The organism is Rhodococcus sp. 2H158, from assembly GCF_053764755.1.
This window is the reverse complement of the sequence record NZ_JBSNCE010000015.1, coordinates 105,538-126,084: the sequence shown is the minus strand read 5'-3', so window position 1 is coordinate 126,084 and position 20,547 is coordinate 105,538. Positions and strand designations below refer to the sequence as shown.

The window sequence follows — 20,547 nt, the reverse complement described above, 5'->3', positions numbered from 1 at the left end:
GGCGAGGCCGCGCCGTGATCAAGCCCTCACCGAGCCCCCGGCCTCCGTGTCCACTGGTTCAGGGGAATCTCAGGCAGGCCGCCGCGCCGGCGACGCGCGGCATCGGTCCCCCGCGGTCGCTACCCTGACACCGCACTCGCGACAAGCATGGAGGACCAGTGAGGCGCCTGACCGGTCGGTGGCGGATCGTGGAGATGGGCCTGTGGGACCGCGACGCGATCGACCTGGTCGAACCCGGTTTCATCGAGTTCGCCGGCGACGGGACCGGCCAGTTCGGCTTCATCGCCGTCCGCGGCTGGATGGACTGCCGGACCATCGAACGCGACGGCCGCACCGCCGTGGAGTTCAGCTGGGACGGCGACGACGAAGGCGACCAGGTCAGCGGCCGCGGCTGGGCCGCCCTGGCGCAGGACGCCACACTCGAGGGACACCTGTTCATCCATCGGGGAGACGACTCGGGTTTCCGGGCGGAGCCCTACGGCCGCGTCGATCGGCGGGAGGGGCGATGAGTGAGTACCAGCACTACGAGTTCCTCACCGTCGACCGGCCATGGGACGAGCGTCAACAGGCCGAAGTGCGTTCCCTGTCCACCCGCGCGAGGATCACGGCCACCAGCTTCGTCAACGAGTTCCACTGGGGCAGCTTCCGGGGCGATCCGAACCGGATGATGGAGCGCTGCTACGACGCGCACCTGCACCTGACCAGCTGGGGAACACGGCGGATCATGCTCCGCCTTCCGCGCGGCCTGCTCGACCTCGACGTCGTCGGGAACTATTGCCTCGACGAGCGGGTAAACGCCTGGACCACGAGCGAATTCCTCGTGCTGGACCCGACCAGCGAGGACGAGTCCGGCGACTTCGATCCGGACGCCGGTGAATTGCACCTCGTGTCACCGTCACGTCTTCCCGGGGACCGGCAGTTGCGGCCGGGATGCGAACTGCCGCCGATAGACGGTGGGTGAAGTCGCGAAGGCGGAGGTGAAGTTCTGCCGGAAGGTGACGCTGCTGCCGAAGCCGCACGCGGACGCGACGGCGTCGATGCCCCAATCCGTGGTTTCGAGCAGAGCGCGTGCCTCCTGCAGTCGGCGCGTGAGAACCCAGCGTGCCGGCGTGGTGCCGGTGGCCTGCCGGAAGTGCCTGACGAAGCTGCGCCGGCTCATCCGGGCCCGATCCGCGAGTCGATCGACCGTGAGCGGTTCGTCGAGCCGGGTCAGCGCCCATTCGAGCACCTCGGCGATCGCGGTGTCGGTGGCGGGCCGCGCGAGGGGACGTTCGATGTACTGTGCCTGTCCGCCTTCTCGGTGCGGGGCCACGACCAGGTATCGGGCCACCCGGGTGGCGATCGCCGACCCGAGGTGTTTGCGGACCAGGTGCAGACAGGCATCGATCGCCGAGGCCGTACCTGCGGACGTGAGGACGTCGTCGTGGTCGATGTAGAGCACCGAGGAGTCCACCTCGGTGCCGGGACAGCGTTCGGCGAGCAGCGGCATCGCCTCCCAGTGGGTGACCGCCGCACGACCGTCGAGCAGCCCGGCGTCGGCGACGGCGAACGCCCCCAGGCACAACCCGGCGATCACCGCACCCCGCGCATGTGCCTGGCGCAGCTGTCTTTTCAATTCTGCACCGATCGGCCTCGGGGGCATCGGCCACGACGGGACGATGACGATGTCGGCCCAGTCGACCGTCTCGGGTCCGGTCACCTCACCGATCGGGTATCCCTCGGCGGTACAGACCGAGCCGGCCCGGTCCGACCACAGCCGGGTCTGCCAGTCGGGGGCCGGACCGAGACGGCGCACTTCGGCGAACACCAGCAACGGTGCCGCGAGATGGAACATGGTGATCCCGTCGAAGGCGTAGACAGCGATTCGCATCCTGTTCTCCCGGGTTGGCCCGATCTCATCGAAAGTGTGCATTCGTGCCACTTCCGGCCAGGGTAGACCTGCCGAACAATCGGGCGGTGAGGCGCTCACCCCGTGGGCGCGACACCCCCGATCGATTTCCCAGGGAGGAAACCCGTGACCGCACCCCGCCGTGCTCTCGTCGTTGTCGACGTCCAGCAGGAGTACTTCGACGGACCGCTCGAGATCCAGTACCCGCCGCGCGAGCAGTCGCTCGCCAACATCGAGGCCGCCCTCGACGCTGCCGCCGCCCACGACGTCCCGGTCGTCGTCGTTCAGCACCGTATGCCCGACGGAGCCCCCGTCTTCGTCGAAGGTTCGCGAGGATGGTCGCTGCACCCGGATCTCGAGCGGCGCATCGACCCGACGTGCAAACGCGTGCACAAGCAGTACGCGAGCGTGTTCGCCGGCACCGATCTGGCCGGCTGGTTGCGCGCCCGCGAGGTGGACACCATCACGATCGTCGGATACATGACCAACAACTGCGATCTCGCCACCGCCGCGGAGGCCGAGGCGCTCGGATTCGCCACGGAGATCCTCTCCGACGCCACCGGTACGATCCATCTCGCCAACGCCGCCGGGCAGGTCTCCGCGCAATCCCTGCACACCACCCTGATGGTGCTGCTGCAGTCCAATTTCGCCGGGGTCACCACGACCACCCAGTGGATCGAGGCCGTGCAGTCCGGCTCGACGCTACCCAAGAGCAACCTGGTCGAATCCGCCCTCGAGGGACGCTCGGCATCCGCGCTCGCCTGACGACCGCCCCACGTCCCGGGGCAGCCCGGTCGCGGAGGAGACGGCCGGGTTCGGTCGGTTTCGCGTTCACCGGGACGCTGCATCACGTCCGGATCGATCTTCCGCCCCGCGGGGGTGTGCCGGCCGACGAACGCCGGCGCGTCGCGATGGCAACTCACTGACCGGCTCGGCTGACCGGCCCGGGGTGCCGGTGTGCTTCACATGCACCGGCACCCCGGGCTTGCGCCACCGACGTCGTCGCGGCGGATCCCGGACGTTCAGCGGTCCTTGCTGTCCTTCTTGGCTTGCCGGCGCGCCCCGGCGGCGATGGTCGACGCCTCGTACTTCTTGCGGCCGGCCGAGTTACGGGTGGCGTCGACGCGGGTCTTGCCCTTCGACCGCACCTTGCCCTCGGCACCGACATCCTCGGCGGGCGCGGCGGCATCCGAGCGGGCACGAGCGAGCCGTTCCTGCTTCAGCTCCTCGGCCGAGCGGCGGGCCACCGCCCCCAGCTGGCGGCTGACCCGGGCCAGCGCATCCTCGAACACCTCCGCCTTGCCGGCGTTCCGCTCGTTCGCCGACTTACCGGCCGCCCGAGACTTTTTCGCGCCGACCTTCTCGGCACCCTGCCGGCGGTAGAGCTTGACGTACTTGTTGCGGGATCGGCGGATACGGGTGTGCAGGTCGATCAGGCCGTCCTCGTCGAGATCGGCCATCTCCGTCTTCTTCGTCTGCCGTACCAACACGAATTCGTCCTCGGACAGCGACTTCACCAGCTTTGTCATGACCGATTCCGTTCGTCGCACCAGTCCTGCACAGGTGTCGGCATCGTATCCACCTCGGCCCGGCCACCGAGGCCGTTCCAGCCGATCCGCCGCACTCCGGCAGGCGCAGCGACGAGTGCGCGATTACCCGGCCGCGGGCGGGGGTATGCGCGAGGAATGTGGTTCCGGGCGGTGTCCGTGAAGTTCGAGACCGACGGCGGCCCCGGGGCCCGGAGGCGACGGGGACCGATCTCCTCCGTACTGAAGCGTCGGCAGGTGCTCGTCGAAGCGGTGCGCTCCCGGCTGTGGCCCGTCCCGGCGGCCGCGGTGCTGCTGGCCGTGCTGGCCGGCATCGGCGTGCCCGAACTCGACGCCGCCCTCGATGCCCGGCTGCCACCGACGGTGGCGGGATATCTGTTCGGGGGCGGTGCCGAGGCCGCCCGCGAGGTACTGAGCGTGATCGCCGGCTCGTTGATCACCGTCACGGCGCTGACGTTCTCGCTGACACTGGTGACCCTGCAACTGGCCAGCAGCCAGTACTCCCCGCGGTTACTGCGCACCTTCGCCGCCGACCGTATCGTCCAACGCACCCTGGCGCTGTTCCTGGCGACGTTCATCTACGCGCTGACCGTGTTGCGCACCGTCCGCAGCGACACCGACGCCGCCGACGGCACCGCGTTCGTCCCCCAGATGGCGGTGACGACGGCATACCTGCTCGCGGTGGCCAGCGTCGTCGCGCTGGTGCTGTTCCTCGGACATCTGGTCCGGCAGATCCGCGTCGAGGCCGTGCTCGAGCACGTGCGCGCCGACACCTGCGCCACCGCCACCCGTCTCCTGCCTCCCGCACGCCGGGACACCCCTGCCGTGCCGGTGCCCGTGCCACCGCCGCATCGGCACCTCGTCGAGGCGGCCTCGTCCGGATTCCTCGTCGAGATCGACGAACACGCCCTGCTCACCGCGGCGGAGCAGGCCGAGGCGGTGGTGTGGGTGGACCGCCCGGTGGGCAGCCCGGTGCTGGCGGGCACACCGGTCGCGTTCTCCTGGTCCGTCCGCCCGCAGGAGCCGTTGACCGAGGACGCGGCGCACCGGCTGGGCGAACGGGTCCGCGCGGCGCTGCGCACCGGCAGCGAACGCACCGCCGTCCAGGACATCGGCTACGGACTGCGGCAGTTGACCGATGTGGTGGTGCGGGCCCTCTCGCCCGGGATCAACGATCCCACCACCGCCGTGCACGGACTGATCTCGTGCACCGCGGTCCTGGCCGACCTTCTCGACCGTCGGCTCGGCCCGTACACCCAGTGCGACGAGCACGATCGGGTACGGGTGGTGCTGGCGCGGCCGACCTTCGCCGAGCTGCTGGATCTGGTGTGCACCCAGCCGCGGCTCTACGGCGCCGACGATCCGATGGTGCTGGACGCGCTGCTGTCGATGCTGCGGGAGCTGGCATGGAAAGCCGCCACCGGCGAGCAGCGCACGGCGATCACCGACCAGCTCCGTCGCCTCCAGGAGCACGTCACCGACCACGACACCGTGACCCGCCGGCACCTCGACCACCTCGCCCGGCAGGTGGGCGAGGCCCTCGAACGGCGCTGGGCAGGGCGCCGTCCTACCTGACGTGTGCCGTCGCCTCCGCGGCGTCGCTGGTCGCCGCGGGGCCGGCCCGTCGGTGTCATCGCGGCGCTGCGAAGCCGCCGGCCACCTCACAGGAGGCCGCCGCCCTCAGGTGATCCGCCCGCATCGACCGCATTTCGGCCCTCGATTCCACTTCCCGCCCCTCGGGCGAACTGTTACAGTCACCACAGTCATTGATTGATCGCTTGATCAGTAGAGGTAACCGCGCTTCGGCGGTGGGAGGCAGAGCATGACGCACAGCGATGTGCCGGTGGCGGTGATCGATCGCGCCGCCCGGCTGCTGGAGGCATTCCGCGACAGCGAGCGACTCACATTGGCCGAGCTCACCCGCCGGACGGGCATGCCCCGCTCGTCCACGCATCGCCTGCTGACCCAGCTCGTCGAGATCGGCTGGGTGCGACGGGACGCTCCCGCGTACGCGCTGGGCACGAAGATGCTCGAGCTCGGCTCCCTCGTCCAGCACAACGACACCCTGCACCGGGCCGCCCTGCCCGTCATGCACGAACTGCACGGCAACACCGGTCTCGTCGTCCACCTGGCGGTCCTCACCGGCGCCGAGGTGCTGTATCTGGAGAAGGTGGGCGGCCCCTATTCGATGCGCATCCCGTCGCGCGTGGGCGGACGCCAGCCGGCGCACTGCACCGCGTTGGGCAAGGCGCTTCTGGCACAAGGAAGAACCGACCTCGACGCGCTCTTCGCCGAGCGCCCGCCGACGGCCCGGACCCGCCACAGCGTCACCGACCCGAACCGGCTGCGCAGCGAGCTCGCCCGTACACGGGAACAGCACGTCGCGCACGACCGCGACGAGGCTGCCGTCGGAGTCTCCTGCGTCGCGGCGCCGATCGGTCACGCCGGCAAGTGTGTCGGCGCGATCTCCGTCAGCGGCCCCACCTCGTCGATCCGCCCCGCCGCCCTGGCGGGTCCGGTGCGCATGGCCGCCCTCACGACGTGGCGTCGCCTCACCCGGCTCCGGTCGGCGGACTCACAGCACGCCGTCTGAGGCTCCATTGATCGTTTGATCAATTAATGTGCCACAATGGACCGGCCGTCGACGACCGAGTCCCGAGGAGTGCCATGGATCCGCACGAGCGCCGCCGCCAGATCCTCGACAGATCCGCACAACTGTTCGCCACCAAGGGAATCGCGGCAACCACCATCCGGGAGATCGCCGACGAGGTCGGAGTCTACTCCGGGGCGCTCTACCACTACTTTCCGTCCAAGGAAGCGATCGTCACCGAACTGATCCGCGAATACATCGAGGACCTGAGCGGACGGTGCCGCGAGATCACGTCCCGGACCCAGTCCCCGGTGGAGCGGATCGAAGCGCTCGCCCTGCTCGCCCTGACCACCTCGGAGGACTACCGGGGCGCCACGACGATCTGGCAGCGCGAGGGCGAGTACATGCGGGACCGCCTCGTCGAGGCGGACCTGGCCGAGATTGCCGACGAGGTGGAGAAGGCGTGGCGGGAGGCCATCGCCGAGGGTGTCGCCGAGGGAACCTTCCGGGACGACATCGATCCGGACGTGTTCTACCAGCTGATGCGCGATGCCGTCTGGCAGGCACCGCGCTGGCACCGACCGAGCGCGCAGCGCTCCAATTCCGACCTCGCGCACGAGATCACCCGGATCTTCGTCGACGGCTTCCGGCCGCGCACCGGCTGACGACCGCCGCCGGCCCGCGCCGGGCCGGTATGGCTCGGCGCAGGCCGGCGCTCGCGGGTCAGCCGCGCAGTGCCATGGTCTCGTCCACTTCCTTCTGCCAGTTCTCCAGTGCCCGACTGGTATCCACCTCGAATTCGAAGCGCTGCACCATCTCCGGAGTGACGTCCTCGACGTCGACGAAGAACTGGCTGTACCACCGGCGCAGCTGGTACACCGGCCCGTCCTCCTCGATGAGCAACGGATTCTCGATGCGGGTCTTGTGCTTCCAGATCTCGACGTCCTGCTTGAACTGCGTCTCCACGCCCTCGGTGAACATCGTCGCCATCGCGGCGGCCTCCTCGTCCCCGACCCCGTCCACCTTCTTGACGATGGTCCCGAACTGCAGCACGAACGAGTCCTGCGTGACCGGGTAGTGGCAGTTGACGAGCTTGGTTTCGACCGTCACGTCTCCGGCGACCGTGTAGACGGTGTCGAGCATGAAGGACGGTCCGTAGTACATCGCGTCGGAGATCGTCTGCGAATCCGGCAGATCCAGCTGCACACCCGTCTTGATGTCGTCACGGCCGGTCGAACGCATGTGCTGCGCGGCGATGTGACCCTCGAAGACGTTCTTGAAATACTGCGGCATCTGGAAGTGCACGTAGAAGAAGTGCGCCATGTCGACGACGTTGTCGACGATCTCCCGGCAGTTCGACCCCGTCACGTGGAAGGTGTTCCACGTCCACTCGCTCCACGCGTCCGTCCCGTAGTCCGGGATCTCGGGGATGGTCACGTCCGCCGGGGGCGGGTTGCCCTGCGGGTCGTTCCACACGAAGAGCAAGCCGTTGCGTTCCATGTTGATCCAGGACTTCGTCCTGGCGATCTTCGGGGTGCGGCGGGCATACGGCACCTCCGCGCACCGGCCGTCGCCGCCCCACCGCCAGTCGTGGAACGGACACGCGATCGTGTCGCCCTTGATCTCGCCCCGGGCCAGATTGCCGCCCATGTGCCGGCAGAAGGCGTCGAGGACGTGCAGGGCGCCCTTCGAATCCTCGAAGACCACCAGGTCGGTCCCGAATACCTTGATCTGATGCGGCTTTCCGTCGTGGAACGTCTTCGCCAGTCCGAGGCAGTGCCAGCCGCGGGCGTACCGCGTCGGGTTGCTGCCCGTCTCGATGCTCCGAACCTCGATGGTCTCGGGTTCAACAGTCATGAAGTCCTCCAGGTGATGTGCTTCCGGGTGCGGCGACGGACGCCGGACCGACTACGGTTCGACCCGCTGCGAGGGCACGAGCCGGCCGTCACGCACGGCTCGATCGACCGACTCGTGCAGCGCTCCGCAGCGGGGCAGGTAGGTCGTGGTCTCCCCCGCACGGGCCGCCGCGGCGAACTCGCGGCAGGTGTCGCGGGCCGGCCCTGTCCACTGAATGCTCGTGTGCACGGGGCTGTACTTCGCCACGAACACGGTGTTGCCACACGCATGACAGTCGAGCGACTGCATCGATCACTTCCTTCCTCGGGTACCTCGAGCGTAGGAATTTCCCCGCGCTGTGGCTGCGGGGTGTCAGCTCAACGGGACACCTTTTCCGAGGCGGGATTCGGGACCGGGGTCAGGACGCATCGCGTGCCGGTGTGCATGCCGGCGAGGTCGGTGACTCCGCCGAGCAGAACGAGCGGGGCACGCACCACCGCTCACCGGTCTGCGATTTCGCGAAGGTGATGCCCCAACCGGTCACGCTCGGCGTCCGACTGTTCGGCAAGCTCGCACCGAAGGTGTACCCGTATCGGGACCTGTATCTCCTGGAACAGGCTCCGCAGTTCCTGCCCCTCAGACGTCCCGCTGGGGCAGGATCTCGACGTACCCGTCGGTTCCGTTCACGCGGATCTGCTGCCCGTCGCGAATCAACCGGGTGGCACCTTCCACACCCACGACGGCCGGCAAGCCGTACTCCCGCGCGATCACCGCCCCATGGGTCATCAGTCCGCCCACCTCCGTCACCAGGCCCTTGATCGCGACGAACACGGTAGTCCAGCTCGGATCGGTGTAGGCGGTGACCAGGATGTCGCCCGCCTCGAGATCGGCCTGCGCCATATCCGACACGACACGGGCTCGCCCCTCGATACTCCCGGCGGACACCGGCGTACCGGCCAGCGCTCCAGGCGGGACGTCTTCGCGCCGATATCTTCCGGCGACGACCTCGCCGTCCGATGTGAACACCCGGGGCGGCGTGAGCGCCTGGTACGAGCGGAATGCGGCCTTCCTCTCACGGATGAGCTGGTCACACGATCGGTGCGTGAGCACGACCTCGCGCAGCTCGTCGAACCTCAAGTAGAAGATGTCTTCCTTCCGGCGAAGCACGCGCGCCTGCACGAGCCGCTCGGCATCGCCCAACAAGGCTTGCTTGTATACAAAGTAGCGGCTGACCATGCCGTATTTCGGATACTCCCGATACCCGGAGAAGGTGCGGACACGGTCGATCATCCGCTTGGCCTCATAAGCTTTTCGCTCTCCCTCCGGCAAGGCGCGCAGACGCTCCAGCAACTGGTGTTCCTTCTTCCGAGCCTCTCGCCGCCCGTGCTCGAAGCGTCGCTTTCCAGCGCCCGGCCCGAAGTTCCTGATGTTGCTCATGAGCATCGGCACCAAGGTGGTGGGGCGTTCGCTCCAGCGCGGCCTCGTGATGTCGATCTCGCCGACGCAGCGCATGCCGTGCTTGTCGAGGTATGCCTCGATCGCTGCGCGTGCCTGCGGGCCGCCAGCGCGTTTCGCCAGCTCGTCCAGGAAGCTCCCCTCCTCGAAACCCGCGTCCTCGACGTGCTGCAGAAAGGCCACCACGTCCGCGTGCGGCCGGATCGCGTCGGCCACGCCCACAAGCGCCAGGCCCATCTCCGACGTGACGTTGCGCGGGACCGATTGCGTGAGCGTGTCGGCTGCGTTCTTCTCGCCCAGCCAGGCCTGAAGCCGATCGTTGAGCCACCAGGCTGCTTCCATCGCCGCCGTGATCACCTGGTGACTCCGCGGGTCGAAGAGGATCCGCCTCAGCTCCTTGATGTCGGCCGAGATGAAGTCGAGCAGCGCCGCTCCGGACTTGGCCCGGATGTCGCGCTTCAACACCGCGACAGAGGCCTGGCTCTGCGCCATCAACTCGGCGACGATGCCCTCGTCGGCCTCGATCAGGGCAGGGGCATCGCCAGCCGGTACAGCGCCGGCCCCCTCGTCCGGACACCACCTGATGAAGTCGACACGTTCGACGATGGTCTCCAACGCATCCCCGAGAAGCGGATCGGACTTGCCGAGAGCGGCCAGTAGTCCTGTTCTCTTCACCGGCGAAGCCAGAGCCTGGGTGACATCGACGAACAGCCGACCTCCCGCCTCCCTCGTGGGTGCCGGACTCGTCAGTTGCCACAGCGAGATCCCCAGGGGCTTCATTGGATCGGTCATCATCTGCTGGTGGCCGACAGAGACGTACACACGGTTCTCCCCGTCGTTGACCACGGGGACCGGGAACAGCGTGGTGATCGGGCGACTTTGCACGATTCGGAAACCGTCGTCGACCAGGCACCATTCGATGTCCTGAGGACTGCCGAAGTGCGCTTCGATCCTCCTGCCCAGCCGCTCGAGTTGCACAACTTGCTCATCTGTCAGCACCGACCGGTTCTGCTGCTCCTGCTCGATTCCCTGCATGTGCGTGCCCCCGGCCGGCGCTGCTTGGACGGCGCATTGTTTGGTGGCGACGGTCCTATCCGTGACTTTGCCGTCGCGCACTTTGTAGACGTCCGGGTTCACCAGGCCGGAAACGAGGGACTCGCCGAGTCCGAAGCCTGCCTCCACCGACGCGACCTTCCGATTGGAGGTGATGGGATCGGCCGTGACCAGAATCCCGGCCGCCCAGGGGAACACCATCCGCTGGACAACCACCGCCATGTGAACCTTCCGCTGGTCGAAACCATTGCGCAGACGGTAGGTGACGGCTCGCTCGGTGAACAACGAAGCCCAGCACCGGCTCACGTGCCGGAGAATCGCCGCTGGGCCCGACACGTTCAGGTACGTGTCCTGCTGACCGGCGAAGGATGCGGTCGGCAGATCCTCGGTCGTCGCGCTGGATCGGACCGCATAAGCGGCTTGTGCACCGAGCCGGGCGAGAGAGCGGACGATCTCCGACACCACATCGTCAGGGATGACGCACTCTTCGACCGCACGGCGGATCTGCGCACTGAGCACGCGGATCGAATCTCGATCCGCCGCCTCGAGGCGCGACAATCGATCGAGCCGATCGTCGAGGGACGGCACTTCTGCCACGACCCGCCGGAAGGCGTCAGTCGTCACGCAGAACCCCGCCGGCACCCGTGTGCCTTCGATTCGCGACAGCTCTCCCAGGTTCGCGCCCTTGCCGCCGGCTACCGCAACCTGCGTCCGATCGATCTCCCGGAAATCCAGTACATATCCCATTCCCCTGCCCCTCACCTGTAGGTTCCGGCGTTCCGCAGGCGATTATCGGCCACAATTCCGGGCCTCATGAGAGCCTCGAATCGTGTATAACGTAGAAGGGGGCAGGGACAACACACCGCCGTGGCGGGCCGATAAGTCCCGGCATGGTTGATCAGCACGGAACATGCCTTCGGCCTTCTCCGCCTTGATGATTCGATTGCGCACGGCCACGGGACCGAGCCGGTCCGGTGCGAGCACATCGGGAATCTGCACGTTTCCCTCTTCCGCGAAAAGGTACGAGTAGGGATATCCGTCGCACGTATCAGCGCATCAGCGCTTGACCGCCGTCGACGGGGAGCGAGTGACCGGTGATGTACCGTGCCGCCGCACTGCACAGGAAGACCACCGCCGGCCCGATGTCGGTTTCGGGGTCGCCCAGCCGCCCGAGCGGCACGGTGTCGAGATACGCCCGCGCTTCGTCCGGACTCTCCTGCGCCCACACCTCGAGGGCGGACGAATTGGCCAACGGGAGAATGGCATTGACTCGAATCCCGTCGGCAGACCACTCACACGCCGCCGTGCGGGTGAGGACGCGGATCGCCTCCTTGGCGGCCGCGTAGCCGCCGTATCCCGACGGGTCCCAGCGCACCCCCGCCGCGGACCCGAGATTGATGATCGCGCCGCCGCCCGTCAGATGCGGGTGGCATGCCCTCATCAGCCGCAACGTCGCGGTCGGCCCGGAATCCATCCCCCGCTGATAGACCTGTTCGTCGAGGTCGAGCAATCGTCCGTGGACCGTCGACTGGGCGTTGTTCACCAGGATCGACAGACCGCCGAATCGCGCGATCACCCGCTCGACCAGGAGATCGATCCCGCCCGCATCGGTGACGTCGCACACGAAGGCGGCAGCGCGGCCGCCGCGCTCCTCGATCTCCGCCACCACCTTCTCGATCTTGTCGGCCGTCCGCCCCACCACGGCCACCCGGGCTCCGGCCGCAGCCAACGCCAGGGCGATGCCGCGTCCCACCCCCTGACCCGCTCCCGTCACCAGCGCCGTCTCACCGTTCACAGAGTTCACGTCCGTCTTCCTCGCTCGGGACCGCACACACCGCTGCGCGCGCTCATTGAGTAATCGATCAATCAATCGCGACCGATGATGCCGGTTGCGAGCAAATCCCGGGGGCGAACCGGCGAGTAACTTCCGGCACCCGCGGACGCCCTTGCGTTGCGATGAGACCCTGACAGCTGTGGAAATGGTGATCGCGGTGAATCCGGAGCCGGCGTCCAAGCTGGGCTACCTGCTGCGGGTACCCCTCGACGGCGGGCTGGTGTTTCGCACCTCGGGAACCTGGCCGCGCACGAAGGCGCTGTACTGCCATCCGGTGCCGATCGACGAATGGCCCGACGACCCCGAGGTGGTCGAACGCGTGACCGTGCGGTCGTGTGCACGGCGCGGCGCGGCAATCGATCTGGTACTCGACCGGGGCCGGGAGAACCGATCGCAGATCGTGTACACCACCGCGCGCGGACGCGACGTGGTGTTCTGGCAGTCCCCGCGTACCCGCAAACAGGCCCGGCCGAACGTGCGCACACCCACCGCCCGGGCCGCCGGCATCGCCGAGCTGCCGATCGTCGTCGACTCGCACGAGCGCTACGCCTACCGGTTCGCCGACCAGCAGGTCGGTCTCACCAAGCGCGCACTGCCGTGCGGGGACTACGGGGTCTTCCTCGAGGACCGCCTCGTGGCCTCGGTCGAGCGCAAGTCGGTGCCGGACCTGGTCTCGAGCCTGACGAACGGCACGCTGCGCTACGCCCTGGCCGAACTGGCGGCCCTACCGCGGGCCGCGGTCGTGGTCGAGGACCGGTACTCGGCGATCTTCGCGCTCGAGCGGGTGCGGCCGGCGACCGTCGCCGACGGTCTGGCCGAGTTGCAGGTGCGCTGGCCGAACGTACCGATCGTGTTCTGCGACAACCGTGCCCTGGCGGAGCAGTGGACCTACCGCTATCTGGCGGCGGCCTACGTCTGGGCCGAGGCAGAGAGCACGGCGATCGCCCGCATCGCCGCGCCCGCCTCCACGACACCGTCGACGGCCGAGGTTCGAGCCTGGGCCCGCACGCAGGGTCTGCCCGTACCGGATCGCGGCCGGCTCCGACCCGAGGTCTGGCAGGCGTGGCGCGCGGCTCACCCGAACTGACGAGATCGCCGGCGGTGCACTTCTCGTGACGACACGCCGGGCAGTGGCACGAGAAGCGCACACTCACCGGGATGTTCGGGTCGACGGTGGCTACCTGGCACGATCGCCTATCACCGATTCTCGGAGTTCGATCCGAGAATCGGCACCACCAGGACGTCCGTGGTGGCATGTCGCAGCACGTGCCGGGCGACGCTGCCGAGCACTGCGTACTCGAGCGGAACGCTCCCGGTCCCGACGACGATCAGCTCGGCGATCCTCGATGCCGATCTCCGGGATCATCGAGGCGGCGTCGTCGGCCCCGTGCAGTCGCATGAGCTGTTCGCCCATCACCACGGACACGTGCACGAGAACGTGGTCGGCCTCGGGGGTCCACGCTGCGGCGGTGCGAGCGGCCGAGGTGGATGCACGAGAGGTGTCCACGGCCAGGAGGACGGTCCGGTAGGGGCCGTCGGGTGGATTCTTGACCACCAGCACGGGGGGCGCTGGTTCCGACGAGACGTTCGGCGTTGCTGCCCAGCGACATTCCGGCGAGCCGGCGGGCTCCGTGCGCGCCGATGACCAGCAGGTCGGCGTCGCGTTCACGGTCGTAGCGCCGGCGTCAGGAAGGGAGGGCGCAATCGGCGACGGAACGGATCGTCACGTTCCGCAGCCGGGTCGAAGACCCGGACCGGCAAGTCACGGGTTTCGGCGGTACGGTTTTCGAACTCGGTCTGCGCGCGGCGCGGGCCCCGGCGAATCCCGAGACGTCGGTAAGGTGGCGTCCTATCGCAGGGCGCGGATTCGACGTTGCCGACTCGGCGGACCTGACCGGTGACGGCCCGCGCACCTGGGCGATGGTTCGGACCGAGGAAAGCCGACGTCCGTCGGCAGCGGCGCGCGCCGGTTCTTCCCGGGTGGCACGCCGAGCACGCCACGTGAGCAGCAGTGCGACGGCGAGGAGCAGTTCGGCGATGTCCCCGCCGCAGTACATGAGCTCGCCGGCTCCCCGCAGCTGTTCCCCGGGAACTGGTACCTGGACGAGCAGGCCCGCGTACATCAGCTGGGAGATGGCGGCGTGGGCAGTGCTCGCGATACCGAGCACCACAAACCGCACCGGGACGTTGCCGATTGGGAAGTTCGTCGAAATGACTCAACGCCTCGTTCAGAGCGCTTTCGGAGGCGTCCCGGTCGAACCCTCGGCGATCTCCCGGCCCCGCTGCTCCGGCGAGGCATACCTCGGGGTCTGCACCCCCGACGCCGCCCAGTCCAGCAGCCGGCGCAACGCGGCCGCGTTGTAGCCGGTGTGCGCGAGCAGATGCGCCCGCGACCACCCAGCCAACGCCGTCGGCTGAGGCATAGCGGGGCTTCCGATGGAGTTTGTGATTGGGGACCGGGGACGCGGGGTAGCCACGGTATACGCCCCGCGCGCACCGACGCGTCATAGTTCCACATGCTCCCGACGCCCGACGCAGTGCGTGGCGACGACACACAGCAAGTGGGTGCGATCATGAAAATCACGAAAACCAAAACCAAAGTCGAGATTGCCGCAGCGGTCGGCGCCGGATACCTGCTGGGGCGCACACACCAGTTGAAGATGGCCGTGAAGATCGCCAGGGCGGGCGGGCGGTCCCCCAGTGGGCCTCAGGATCTGCTCGCACAGGGATCCGAGTTCCTCGCCTCGTCACCGGAGATCGCCGAACTCGGCGACTCGGTTCGGGACGAGTTACTCGACACGGCGGCCGCCACGGTCGAGGCCACCAGCGAGCACGTCGATTCGTTCCGCGACCGCCTCCGGTCGCGCGGCGCGAACGTCGTCGCCGGCGGCGGGCACCTGGTCGCAGGGGTGAAGAGGATCGGCCGTCGCGGGCACGCCCACCCGCGGGACGCCGAGGACTCCACCGTCGACGAGGAACTGGACCACGGAAAAGACGAGGACGGACAGTTCGACGCCCCGACGAGCGTCGAACCCGCCCCCCCGGGGCGGCGGGCGACCCAGGGACGATCGAGCACGGGAACAACTTCGTCTCACTCGGTCCAAGAAGAACAACAGCCGAAGCCGCGCAGACGGCGCAAACCACGGATCACGGCGCCCAGCGACTCGACGGGGGAGTCCCAGGACGAATCCGCATCGGAAGCACGACCGGACACAGCCGCACGCAGGAAGGGAACGGTCAAGGCGCCCAAGCCTCCGACGGACGTACGAGACGAGGAGATACCGCACGACGCGAATAAGGGCGAGGACGAAAAACAACCACAGCCGTCCAAGGGCCGGGCAGGTTTGCGGCGGATCACGCCCACGCGCTGGACGATGCGTAAACAGTCACCGCCGACCGAAACCACGCCGAAAGGTGGTCGGTAGCGGAAACGGGTTGTCGAGGCGAAGGATTTCAACTCGATCGGCGCAGACACCCGCTACTTGCCGGCAATGAAGGCCATCCAGTAGCTGGCCACGGCGATGTCGACGACTGACCGGAGGGCACCCGCCGGGTGGGCATCCCCGCCACCGGGACGACGTCAGGCGTGAGGTGCAGGGGTGCCTCTCTGTTTGTCAAGCCGCCCTGGCAGATTGATTGCCTGCCACTCGGAGACGAGGTCTTCCATCGGAAAGCATGATGCGCCAGACGTGATCGGAAAGGTGACGTTTGGGGCGCGCCGGGCCCGCACGCGATGACCACTGCCCACGATATCGATCACCGCCAGCTGGTCGAAGGCCGACTCACCAGCGCCAGTCCCGACCTGCTGCGCGAGCGGCTGACGATGTTCGTCCACGCCCTGAGGGGCGCCGAGGCCGACGCACTGTGCGGCGCCGGCTACGGACAACGCTCGGACGAACGCGTCAACGTCCGCAATGGTTACCGGCACCGGGACTTCGATACCCGCGTCGGCACGCTCGACGTGGCGATCCCCGAGTTGCGGCAAGGGTCCAAGTTTTCGGACTCCTCTGCGAGGTCGGCGTGTCAGGTACCCCCGACGAAGCCTCTCCCCAGCGAGGCGAACAGCCCAGAACCCTTCGTCAGGATGTCCTGACGGCCCGGAATATGAGGCGCACACTCTCCGTAGCCCTCACCGGTGGTGACGGCCCACCTCCGACGACCTCGATGCGGAAACCGCCGTCGAGATCCCCCGCATCGAGGAACGACACCCACGTGATGTTCGACGTATCGAGGATCGAATGAAGATGGGTCGCCGCCCCTGCCCTCCGTACCGGCCGACGAACCAGAGTAGCGAAGGAACCCGGGACCGCAGACCCGGCCACAGACTAGGAGCGACGGTCGGCCACATGCTCGATCGACCCCGGCGGTACTGCAGGCCAGACAACGAGCAGGGCGCATTGCGGCAGCCGGGTAAGCGCCGACGCATCAGTCGGACGGAACTTGATGCCGGGACAGCTGCCGTCGTATCGGCTGCCCCGGCTTCGGGTTGCCGACACCGACACCACTGTTATCCGCGCCGATGAACCGGGCGCATCGGTGCTGATAAGCCCGGACGCCAGCGAGTTCAGGCGCAGAGGGATCGCGCAAAGACCCACGCCCGAATCCTGGAACGTGTGGCGGGCACTGGGCACCTCGTTCTGGCCATAGGGACGAAACGCTCACACCCGCCGGCGCGTCTCGCGAGGACCCGTTTCATGCTCAGTGCGCTGTTCGTGTGAAGCGCCCCCGTCAGATGAGATGCACACCCTGCCGATATCGATCGCCGAGTTCAACTGTTCGGGTGCGGCTCGCCCGTCGTCCAGACCTTCGATGTCGGAAAGAGGACACGTCCCCTGGCCATCCGGCACCATCGCGATCGCCGCCCCAAGCGTCTGGGGCGGTTTCTCCTCATCCTGTGTGGAATCTGTCCAGTTGCCGAAGGCCGAGCCCGGCAGACAGGGACGTGGCGTCAGGTTCGGTGGACGAACGGGTTCAGCTCCAGTCGATCTGGATGTCCTCCATGGCCTCGACGTGGAATCCGAACTCATCGCTGTAGACGTCGAAGCCTTTGTTCTCCGGGTACTCCCGGTGTGGCATGACGCTCGAGGATTGCCACCACCGGCCGTGCGCGTTGTTCGCCAGCGCCGCCGCCTGTGCCTGCGATTCCTCCACGGTGAACGAGACATCGGAGTTGGCAAAGTCCAACGTGCGGGTGCGGAAGTCGTAGCCGGCGTCGGAACCGTTACGCACCCCAGGACCGGCAGGAAAGGCACCATGCCCGCGCATGATCCTGTCCGAGACTGCTCACGCGGTACCCACCACTCCCTGGGCGGCAGCCAACCAGGACTGCACCATGCGCGACGTGCCAATCCCCTCGCACCGCACGCGGTGGCCGCCCCGCGGTTGTTCGCCGCGCCGTGCGAGGACCTGGAGCATGCGCCGCCGGCCCCGGACACACTGCGCAGAGCCGGCACCGCCCACCATCCATCAGACCATGCCGCGCATCGACCACCGCAGCTCGAGGTCTGCAACCATCCCCGGCGCAGAACCTGCCCCGCCCAGCTCGCCCCCTAGCGGGAACCGGCGATCAAGCACGTGCCCGCACCACGCCCCGCGACCCGCTTCTCGTCCGCGTCCGCACTTGCGGCCCGCGGCCGCCGACTCACCGACGAGACCAACCGTGATGCAAGCGTACGCCGTTCGGGTGGATGAGCCGCCACATCGGTGGCGCGGTGCAGCTGGACTACTCCACCGGCCAGGACAAGATGTCTGCGCGTGCCGTAGGTGGCCCGGTTGAGTTGATGCCCTTTCAACCTGATCCCCAAGATCGGCGAACAGAAAATGGCGCTCTCCCCGTCGATGTCATGGAGTTCGACGAGGCCGGCAAGGTCAGCATGCACGCCTGCCGAGGCCGGGACGATCTGAAGTTCGTCTGATTTTCAGGGTCCTGTCTCGCCCGTGGGTGTTGAATCGGTAGTGGGGGTACCGGGAACAGGAGACACTCATGAAGCGCGCAGCGTTGCTCCTCGTGACATTGATGACTGCAGCTTTTGTCCTGACAGCATGCGGGTCCGACACCGAGTCACCCACCGTCACCGCATCACCGGGTGCGGGAAACGGGAGCGCCGAGGCCGTGACGATCGTCATCAAGGATTACAAGTACGAGATGCCGGGCTCGGTCGGGCCGGGCACGACGGTCACCGTTCGAAACGACGACCAGGTCGAACACAGCGTCACCGCCCGCGACGAGACCTTCGACGTCGAGGTCGAGGCCGGCGAGACAGTCACGTTCACCGCGCCGCCGGACGCGCGCACCTACGACATCTACTGCACCTACCATCCCGAAATGACCGGCCAGCTCACCGTCGCCTGACCGCGCCCGCGTCAATCGACACGGGTTTCGGAACATACGGCGCTGCTGGTCAGCTCCGAGAGCCTCATTCTCCCGAACCTGTCGGAATCCTCAAGCCACCGCGCCGCGCCTTCTCTGCTCGAGCGGAGCGATACGGGGGCGACCGGCCGATGTCTAGCCGTCGGGCGTCCGAACCCGGGACGTCGGTGCGGCAAGCTCGGCCAGGTGGTGCAGCGAGTTGGTGAGATGCTCAGGACCGAACGGTGGGAACCGGATGTACTCCCGGATGCTCTGCGGCACCGCCGACCAGTCGTAGGTGAGCGTGACCTCGGTCTCGGACGGACCAAGCGGTACCAGGTCGTAACGCCAGATCCAGCCGCCGAACTCCAGATGACCGTCGTCCTTCTCCTGCCCCGTCCGCCAGCCGATGGCGCGCGGCGGGTCGAACACATGGACCTGGTTGGCCACCTGGTAGTCACCGTTGGGATGGTTGGGGTGATACATATCCATCCGGAAGATCTGCTCCACCTCGGTCAGCGGCGCCCGGTCGGCAGCTTCCTGCACCCAGCCGGTGCCGTCGATCGCAGAATGAGTCGTCGGGTCGGCCAGCACCCCGAACACCCCCGCGGCGGGCCCGGCGACAGTCAGGGTAGCCCTCACGTTCTCTTGGTCCACGGTGTGCACGCTCCTTGTCACCTCGTCCCGGGCCTCCCGCAGGTGCGGAAAGGGACATACATGTAGACGGCATGGCGAGGCGGAATTCATCGGTCGCGTGGGCGGAACCTGCACCGGTCTTCACGAATCGGCGGCAGCAGAGTCTCCGGGCTGGGCGCGGTAGAGGGTGCGGGGGTCGGGCCGTCCGGGCGGCGATTTCCCCGGCAGTGTCGATGGTGGTCGCGGCGAGCCATCCGGACGACACCGGCGGCGAAGTCCGCCCACCAGCCGATCGAGCTCCAACCGACTCTCGTAGAGCACAAGGTCACGATGGGTGGCGGATCAGAACATCCCCGCCTAATGCCGCCGACAGCGATGACTCCGCACCCGCCGAATCGGCAGACCCTCGAATCAATCGACGCGGATCCGCGCGGCGATCGTCGTCGCGACAAGAGAGCCGGTGGCCTACACGTAGCTGACCTCGATCTCGCTGGTCCAGACACTTCCCAGAGTCCCCCTACTCTTACCAAAATTGAGGTGACCAGGTTTCGGTGACGGACGCATCACGTGAGCTCACCGGGTGTGCCGATGGAGCTGGCGGGAGCCGTGGCAGGGCTATGCGCTGTCGGGGACCGGTTCGAGGGTGACGCGGTAGCCAAGGAACTCGAGCTGGCCGATTGCTCGTGCCTTCTTGACCTCGTCGGTGGCCAGGTCCGTGGTGCCCCTGCCGGGCCTACCGTGGAGGTACACGGCTAGGGATCCGACAGGAGGCCGAGATGCGGTTGGTGACGATGGTGACCGAAGTGGCGAAGGGCCTTGGCTCGCTGGTAGGAATTCGCAACGGCACCGAAGAGTCTCGCCATGACGTCCAGGAGAAGACCCATGGCCTCGAGATCCGCCGGTATGCTCCGCGTATCGCCGCCGAGACTACGGTTTCCGGGGACGAGGAGTGCGCCCGAAGCTCAGGATTTCGCCGCCTGGCCGGCTACATCTTCGGCGCCAACGTGAGTAAGTCGAAGATTGCGATGACCGCGCCGGTATCCCAGGCAAGCGGTCCGGGCAACTCATGGGTCATCCGGTTCTACATGCCGTCGAAATGGACAATGGACACTCTGCCCGCCCCCCAGGACCAGAACGTGGAACTCGTGGAGATCCATGACGAGACGGTGGCGGCGCTGCGCTTCACCGGCGACCGCAGCCACGGGGCAGTCGCCGCGCGTACCGCCGAGCTGCTGCGCGCGCTGGAGAACACCGCGTGGATCCCGAAGGGCGAACCCGTCGCCTGGTTTTACGATCCGCCCTGGACCATCCCGTTCCTCCGCCGCAACGAGGTGGTGGTCCCTGTAGAGGCTCGCTGAC

21 protein-coding genes and 3 pseudogenes are annotated in these 20,547 nt (G+C 67.6%); 12 read left to right on the top strand and 12 right to left on the bottom strand.

The window, feature by feature from the left end:
- Window positions 1-158: 158 nt before the first annotated feature.
- The gene (locus tag ACWPOB_RS16630; protein WP_100054734.1) at window positions 159-509 is read left to right on the top strand and encodes a hypothetical protein; all 351 of its coding nucleotides are present in this window, start codon (window positions 159-161) and stop codon (window positions 507-509) included.
- Window positions 506-961 carry a hypothetical protein gene (locus ACWPOB_RS16625; RefSeq protein ID WP_455401501.1) on the top strand — a complete coding sequence of 152 codons (456 nt, stop codon included), beginning with the start codon at window positions 506-508 and terminating at the stop codon, window positions 959-961. The genes ACWPOB_RS16630 and ACWPOB_RS16625 overlap by 4 nt, the downstream gene beginning before the upstream one ends.
- On the opposite strand, the gene ACWPOB_RS16620 is transcribed toward ACWPOB_RS16625, so the two are convergent.
- Window positions 896-1,870, bottom strand: coding sequence for a GlxA family transcriptional regulator (locus ACWPOB_RS16620; RefSeq protein WP_455401500.1), 975 nt, complete (start codon window positions 1,868-1,870; stop codon window positions 896-898). The two genes, ACWPOB_RS16625 and ACWPOB_RS16620, sit on opposite strands and share 66 nt — an antisense overlap.
- A gap of 144 nt (window positions 1,871-2,014) precedes the next feature.
- On the opposite strand from ACWPOB_RS16620, the gene ACWPOB_RS16615 reads away from it, so the two are divergent.
- Entirely contained in the window at window positions 2,015-2,653 is a 639-nt protein-coding gene (locus tag ACWPOB_RS16615; protein WP_455401499.1) for an isochorismatase family protein, read from the top strand.
- Between the two features lie 257 nt (window positions 2,654-2,910).
- On the opposite strand, the gene ACWPOB_RS16610 is transcribed toward ACWPOB_RS16615, so the two are convergent.
- A complete protein-coding gene (locus tag ACWPOB_RS16610) occupies window positions 2,911-3,417 on the bottom strand; it encodes a hypothetical protein (RefSeq protein WP_100054737.1) in 507 nt (168 codons plus the stop codon).
- A gap of 156 nt (window positions 3,418-3,573) precedes the next feature.
- Here ACWPOB_RS16610 and ACWPOB_RS16605 point away from each other — a divergent pair, with 156 nt between their 5' ends.
- The 3 genes from ACWPOB_RS16605 (at window position 3,574) to ACWPOB_RS16595 (ending at window position 6,690) form a co-directional block, all read left to right on the top strand.
- Complete coding sequence (locus ACWPOB_RS16605) at window positions 3,574-5,010, top strand: DUF2254 domain-containing protein (protein ID WP_455401498.1); 1,437 nt, start codon at window positions 3,574-3,576, stop codon at window positions 5,008-5,010.
- A 247-nt stretch (window positions 5,011-5,257) separates the two neighbouring features.
- Window positions 5,258-6,028, top strand: a complete 771-nt coding sequence (locus tag ACWPOB_RS16600) for an IclR family transcriptional regulator (protein ID WP_100054739.1) — start codon at window positions 5,258-5,260, stop codon at window positions 6,026-6,028.
- Window positions 6,029-6,102: 74 nt separating this feature from the next.
- On the top strand, window positions 6,103-6,690 hold the full coding sequence (locus tag ACWPOB_RS16595; protein WP_100054740.1) for a TetR/AcrR family transcriptional regulator: 588 nt from the start codon (window positions 6,103-6,105) through the stop codon (window positions 6,688-6,690).
- 58 nt (window positions 6,691-6,748) lie between these two features.
- Here ACWPOB_RS16595 and ACWPOB_RS16590 read toward each other — a convergent pair whose 3' ends face one another.
- The 4 genes from ACWPOB_RS16590 to ACWPOB_RS16575 all read right to left on the bottom strand — a co-directional run bounded on the left by ACWPOB_RS16590 (window position 6,749) and on the right by ACWPOB_RS16575 (window position 12,173).
- Complete coding sequence (locus ACWPOB_RS16590; protein WP_455401497.1) at window positions 6,749-7,882, bottom strand: Rieske 2Fe-2S domain-containing protein; 1,134 nt, start codon at window positions 7,880-7,882, stop codon at window positions 6,749-6,751.
- A 51-nt stretch (window positions 7,883-7,933) separates the two neighbouring features.
- Window positions 7,934-8,170 carry a hypothetical protein gene (locus ACWPOB_RS16585; protein ID WP_100054742.1) on the bottom strand — a complete coding sequence of 79 codons (237 nt, stop codon included), beginning with the start codon at window positions 8,168-8,170 and terminating at the stop codon, window positions 7,934-7,936.
- 327 nt (window positions 8,171-8,497) lie between these two features.
- Window positions 8,498-11,116 carry a rifamycin-inactivating phosphotransferase gene (rph, locus tag ACWPOB_RS16580; RefSeq protein ID WP_455401496.1) on the bottom strand — a complete coding sequence of 873 codons (2,619 nt, stop codon included), beginning with the start codon at window positions 11,114-11,116 and terminating at the stop codon, window positions 8,498-8,500.
- Between the two features lie 301 nt (window positions 11,117-11,417).
- On the bottom strand, window positions 11,418-12,173 hold the full coding sequence (locus ACWPOB_RS16575) for an SDR family NAD(P)-dependent oxidoreductase (RefSeq protein WP_455401495.1): 756 nt from the start codon (window positions 12,171-12,173) through the stop codon (window positions 11,418-11,420).
- A 169-nt stretch (window positions 12,174-12,342) separates the two neighbouring features.
- Between ACWPOB_RS16575 and ACWPOB_RS16570 the strand changes: the two genes are divergently transcribed.
- A complete protein-coding gene (locus ACWPOB_RS16570; RefSeq protein ID WP_455401494.1) occupies window positions 12,343-13,290 on the top strand; it encodes an ERCC4 domain-containing protein in 948 nt (315 codons plus the stop codon).
- 110 nt (window positions 13,291-13,400) lie between these two features.
- Here the strand turns inward: ACWPOB_RS16570 and ACWPOB_RS16565 are convergent, their stop codons facing one another.
- The 3 genes and pseudogenes from ACWPOB_RS16565 to ACWPOB_RS16555 form a co-directional block, all read right to left on the bottom strand.
- The gene (locus tag ACWPOB_RS16565) at window positions 13,401-13,493 is read right to left on the bottom strand and encodes a hypothetical protein (RefSeq protein ID WP_455401493.1); all 93 of its coding nucleotides are present in this window, start codon (window positions 13,491-13,493) and stop codon (window positions 13,401-13,403) included.
- Window positions 13,494-13,531: 38 nt separating this feature from the next.
- A complete protein-coding gene (locus ACWPOB_RS16560) occupies window positions 13,532-13,846 on the bottom strand; it encodes a hypothetical protein (RefSeq protein WP_455401536.1) in 315 nt (104 codons plus the stop codon).
- Window positions 13,847-14,446: 600 nt separating this feature from the next.
- A pseudogene (locus ACWPOB_RS16555) lies at window positions 14,447-14,617 on the bottom strand (maleylpyruvate isomerase N-terminal domain-containing protein); the annotation flags it as partial.
- 147 nt (window positions 14,618-14,764) lie between these two features.
- Here ACWPOB_RS16555 and ACWPOB_RS16550 point away from each other — a divergent pair.
- Both ACWPOB_RS16550 and ACWPOB_RS16545 read left to right on the top strand, forming a co-directional pair.
- Complete coding sequence (locus tag ACWPOB_RS16550; protein WP_455401492.1) at window positions 14,765-15,628, top strand: hypothetical protein; 864 nt, start codon at window positions 14,765-14,767, stop codon at window positions 15,626-15,628.
- A gap of 308 nt (window positions 15,629-15,936) precedes the next feature.
- Window positions 15,937-16,206: pseudogene (locus tag ACWPOB_RS16545) on the top strand (transposase); the annotation flags it as partial.
- Between the two features lie 968 nt (window positions 16,207-17,174).
- On the opposite strand, the pseudogene ACWPOB_RS16540 reads toward ACWPOB_RS16545, so the two are convergent.
- Window positions 17,175-17,441, bottom strand: a pseudogene (locus ACWPOB_RS16540) (hypothetical protein); the annotation flags it as partial.
- Between the two features lie 449 nt (window positions 17,442-17,890).
- On the opposite strand from ACWPOB_RS16540, the gene ACWPOB_RS16535 reads away from it, so the two are divergent.
- On the top strand, window positions 17,891-18,118 hold the full coding sequence (locus tag ACWPOB_RS16535; RefSeq protein WP_455401491.1) for a hypothetical protein: 228 nt from the start codon (window positions 17,891-17,893) through the stop codon (window positions 18,116-18,118).
- 68 nt (window positions 18,119-18,186) lie between these two features.
- Entirely contained in the window at window positions 18,187-18,555 is a 369-nt protein-coding gene (locus ACWPOB_RS16530) for a cupredoxin domain-containing protein (RefSeq protein WP_100054752.1), read from the top strand.
- A gap of 153 nt (window positions 18,556-18,708) precedes the next feature.
- Here ACWPOB_RS16530 and ACWPOB_RS16525 read toward each other — a convergent pair whose 3' ends face one another.
- Together ACWPOB_RS16525 and ACWPOB_RS16520 are read right to left on the bottom strand one after the other, a co-directional pair.
- On the bottom strand, window positions 18,709-19,209 hold the full coding sequence (locus ACWPOB_RS16525) for a polyketide cyclase (RefSeq protein WP_455401535.1): 501 nt from the start codon (window positions 19,207-19,209) through the stop codon (window positions 18,709-18,711).
- Window positions 19,210-19,803: 594 nt separating this feature from the next.
- Complete coding sequence (locus tag ACWPOB_RS16520; RefSeq protein WP_455401490.1) at window positions 19,804-19,938, bottom strand: hypothetical protein; 135 nt, start codon at window positions 19,936-19,938, stop codon at window positions 19,804-19,806.
- A gap of 26 nt (window positions 19,939-19,964) precedes the next feature.
- Between ACWPOB_RS16520 and ACWPOB_RS16515 the strand changes: the two genes are divergently transcribed.
- Complete coding sequence (locus ACWPOB_RS16515; protein WP_100054754.1) at window positions 19,965-20,546, top strand: SOUL family heme-binding protein; 582 nt, start codon at window positions 19,965-19,967, stop codon at window positions 20,544-20,546.
- Window position 20,547 lies beyond the last annotated feature (1 nt).

What these genes read in the sequence shown, in the direction of transcription:
- ACWPOB_RS16625 (WP_455401501.1), top strand. Translation starts at nt 506, where the DNA reads ATGAGTGAGTACCAGCACTACGAGTTCCTCACCGTCGACCGGCCATGG.
- ACWPOB_RS16620 (WP_455401500.1), bottom strand. Translation starts at nt 1,870, where the DNA reads ATGCGAATCGCTGTCTACGCCTTCGACGGGATCACCATGTTCCATCTC.
- ACWPOB_RS16610 (WP_100054737.1), bottom strand. Translation starts at nt 3,417, where the DNA reads ATGACAAAGCTGGTGAAGTCGCTGTCCGAGGACGAATTCGTGTTGGTA.
- ACWPOB_RS16605 (WP_455401498.1), top strand. Translation starts at nt 3,574, where the DNA reads ATGTGGTTCCGGGCGGTGTCCGTGAAGTTCGAGACCGACGGCGGCCCC.
- ACWPOB_RS16600 (WP_100054739.1), top strand. Translation starts at nt 5,258, where the DNA reads ATGACGCACAGCGATGTGCCGGTGGCGGTGATCGATCGCGCCGCCCGG.
- ACWPOB_RS16595 (WP_100054740.1), top strand. Translation starts at nt 6,103, where the DNA reads ATGGATCCGCACGAGCGCCGCCGCCAGATCCTCGACAGATCCGCACAA.
- ACWPOB_RS16590 (WP_455401497.1), bottom strand. Translation starts at nt 7,882, where the DNA reads ATGACTGTTGAACCCGAGACCATCGAGGTTCGGAGCATCGAGACGGGC.
- ACWPOB_RS16585 (WP_100054742.1), bottom strand. Translation starts at nt 8,170, where the DNA reads ATGCAGTCGCTCGACTGTCATGCGTGTGGCAACACCGTGTTCGTGGCG.
- rph (WP_455401496.1), bottom strand. Translation starts at nt 11,116, where the DNA reads ATGGGATATGTACTGGATTTCCGGGAGATCGATCGGACGCAGGTTGCG.
- ACWPOB_RS16535 (WP_455401491.1), top strand. Translation starts at nt 17,891, where the DNA reads ATGAGCCGCCACATCGGTGGCGCGGTGCAGCTGGACTACTCCACCGGC.
- ACWPOB_RS16530 (WP_100054752.1), top strand. Translation starts at nt 18,187, where the DNA reads ATGAAGCGCGCAGCGTTGCTCCTCGTGACATTGATGACTGCAGCTTTT.
- ACWPOB_RS16515 (WP_100054754.1), top strand. Translation starts at nt 19,965, where the DNA reads ATGCGGTTGGTGACGATGGTGACCGAAGTGGCGAAGGGCCTTGGCTCG.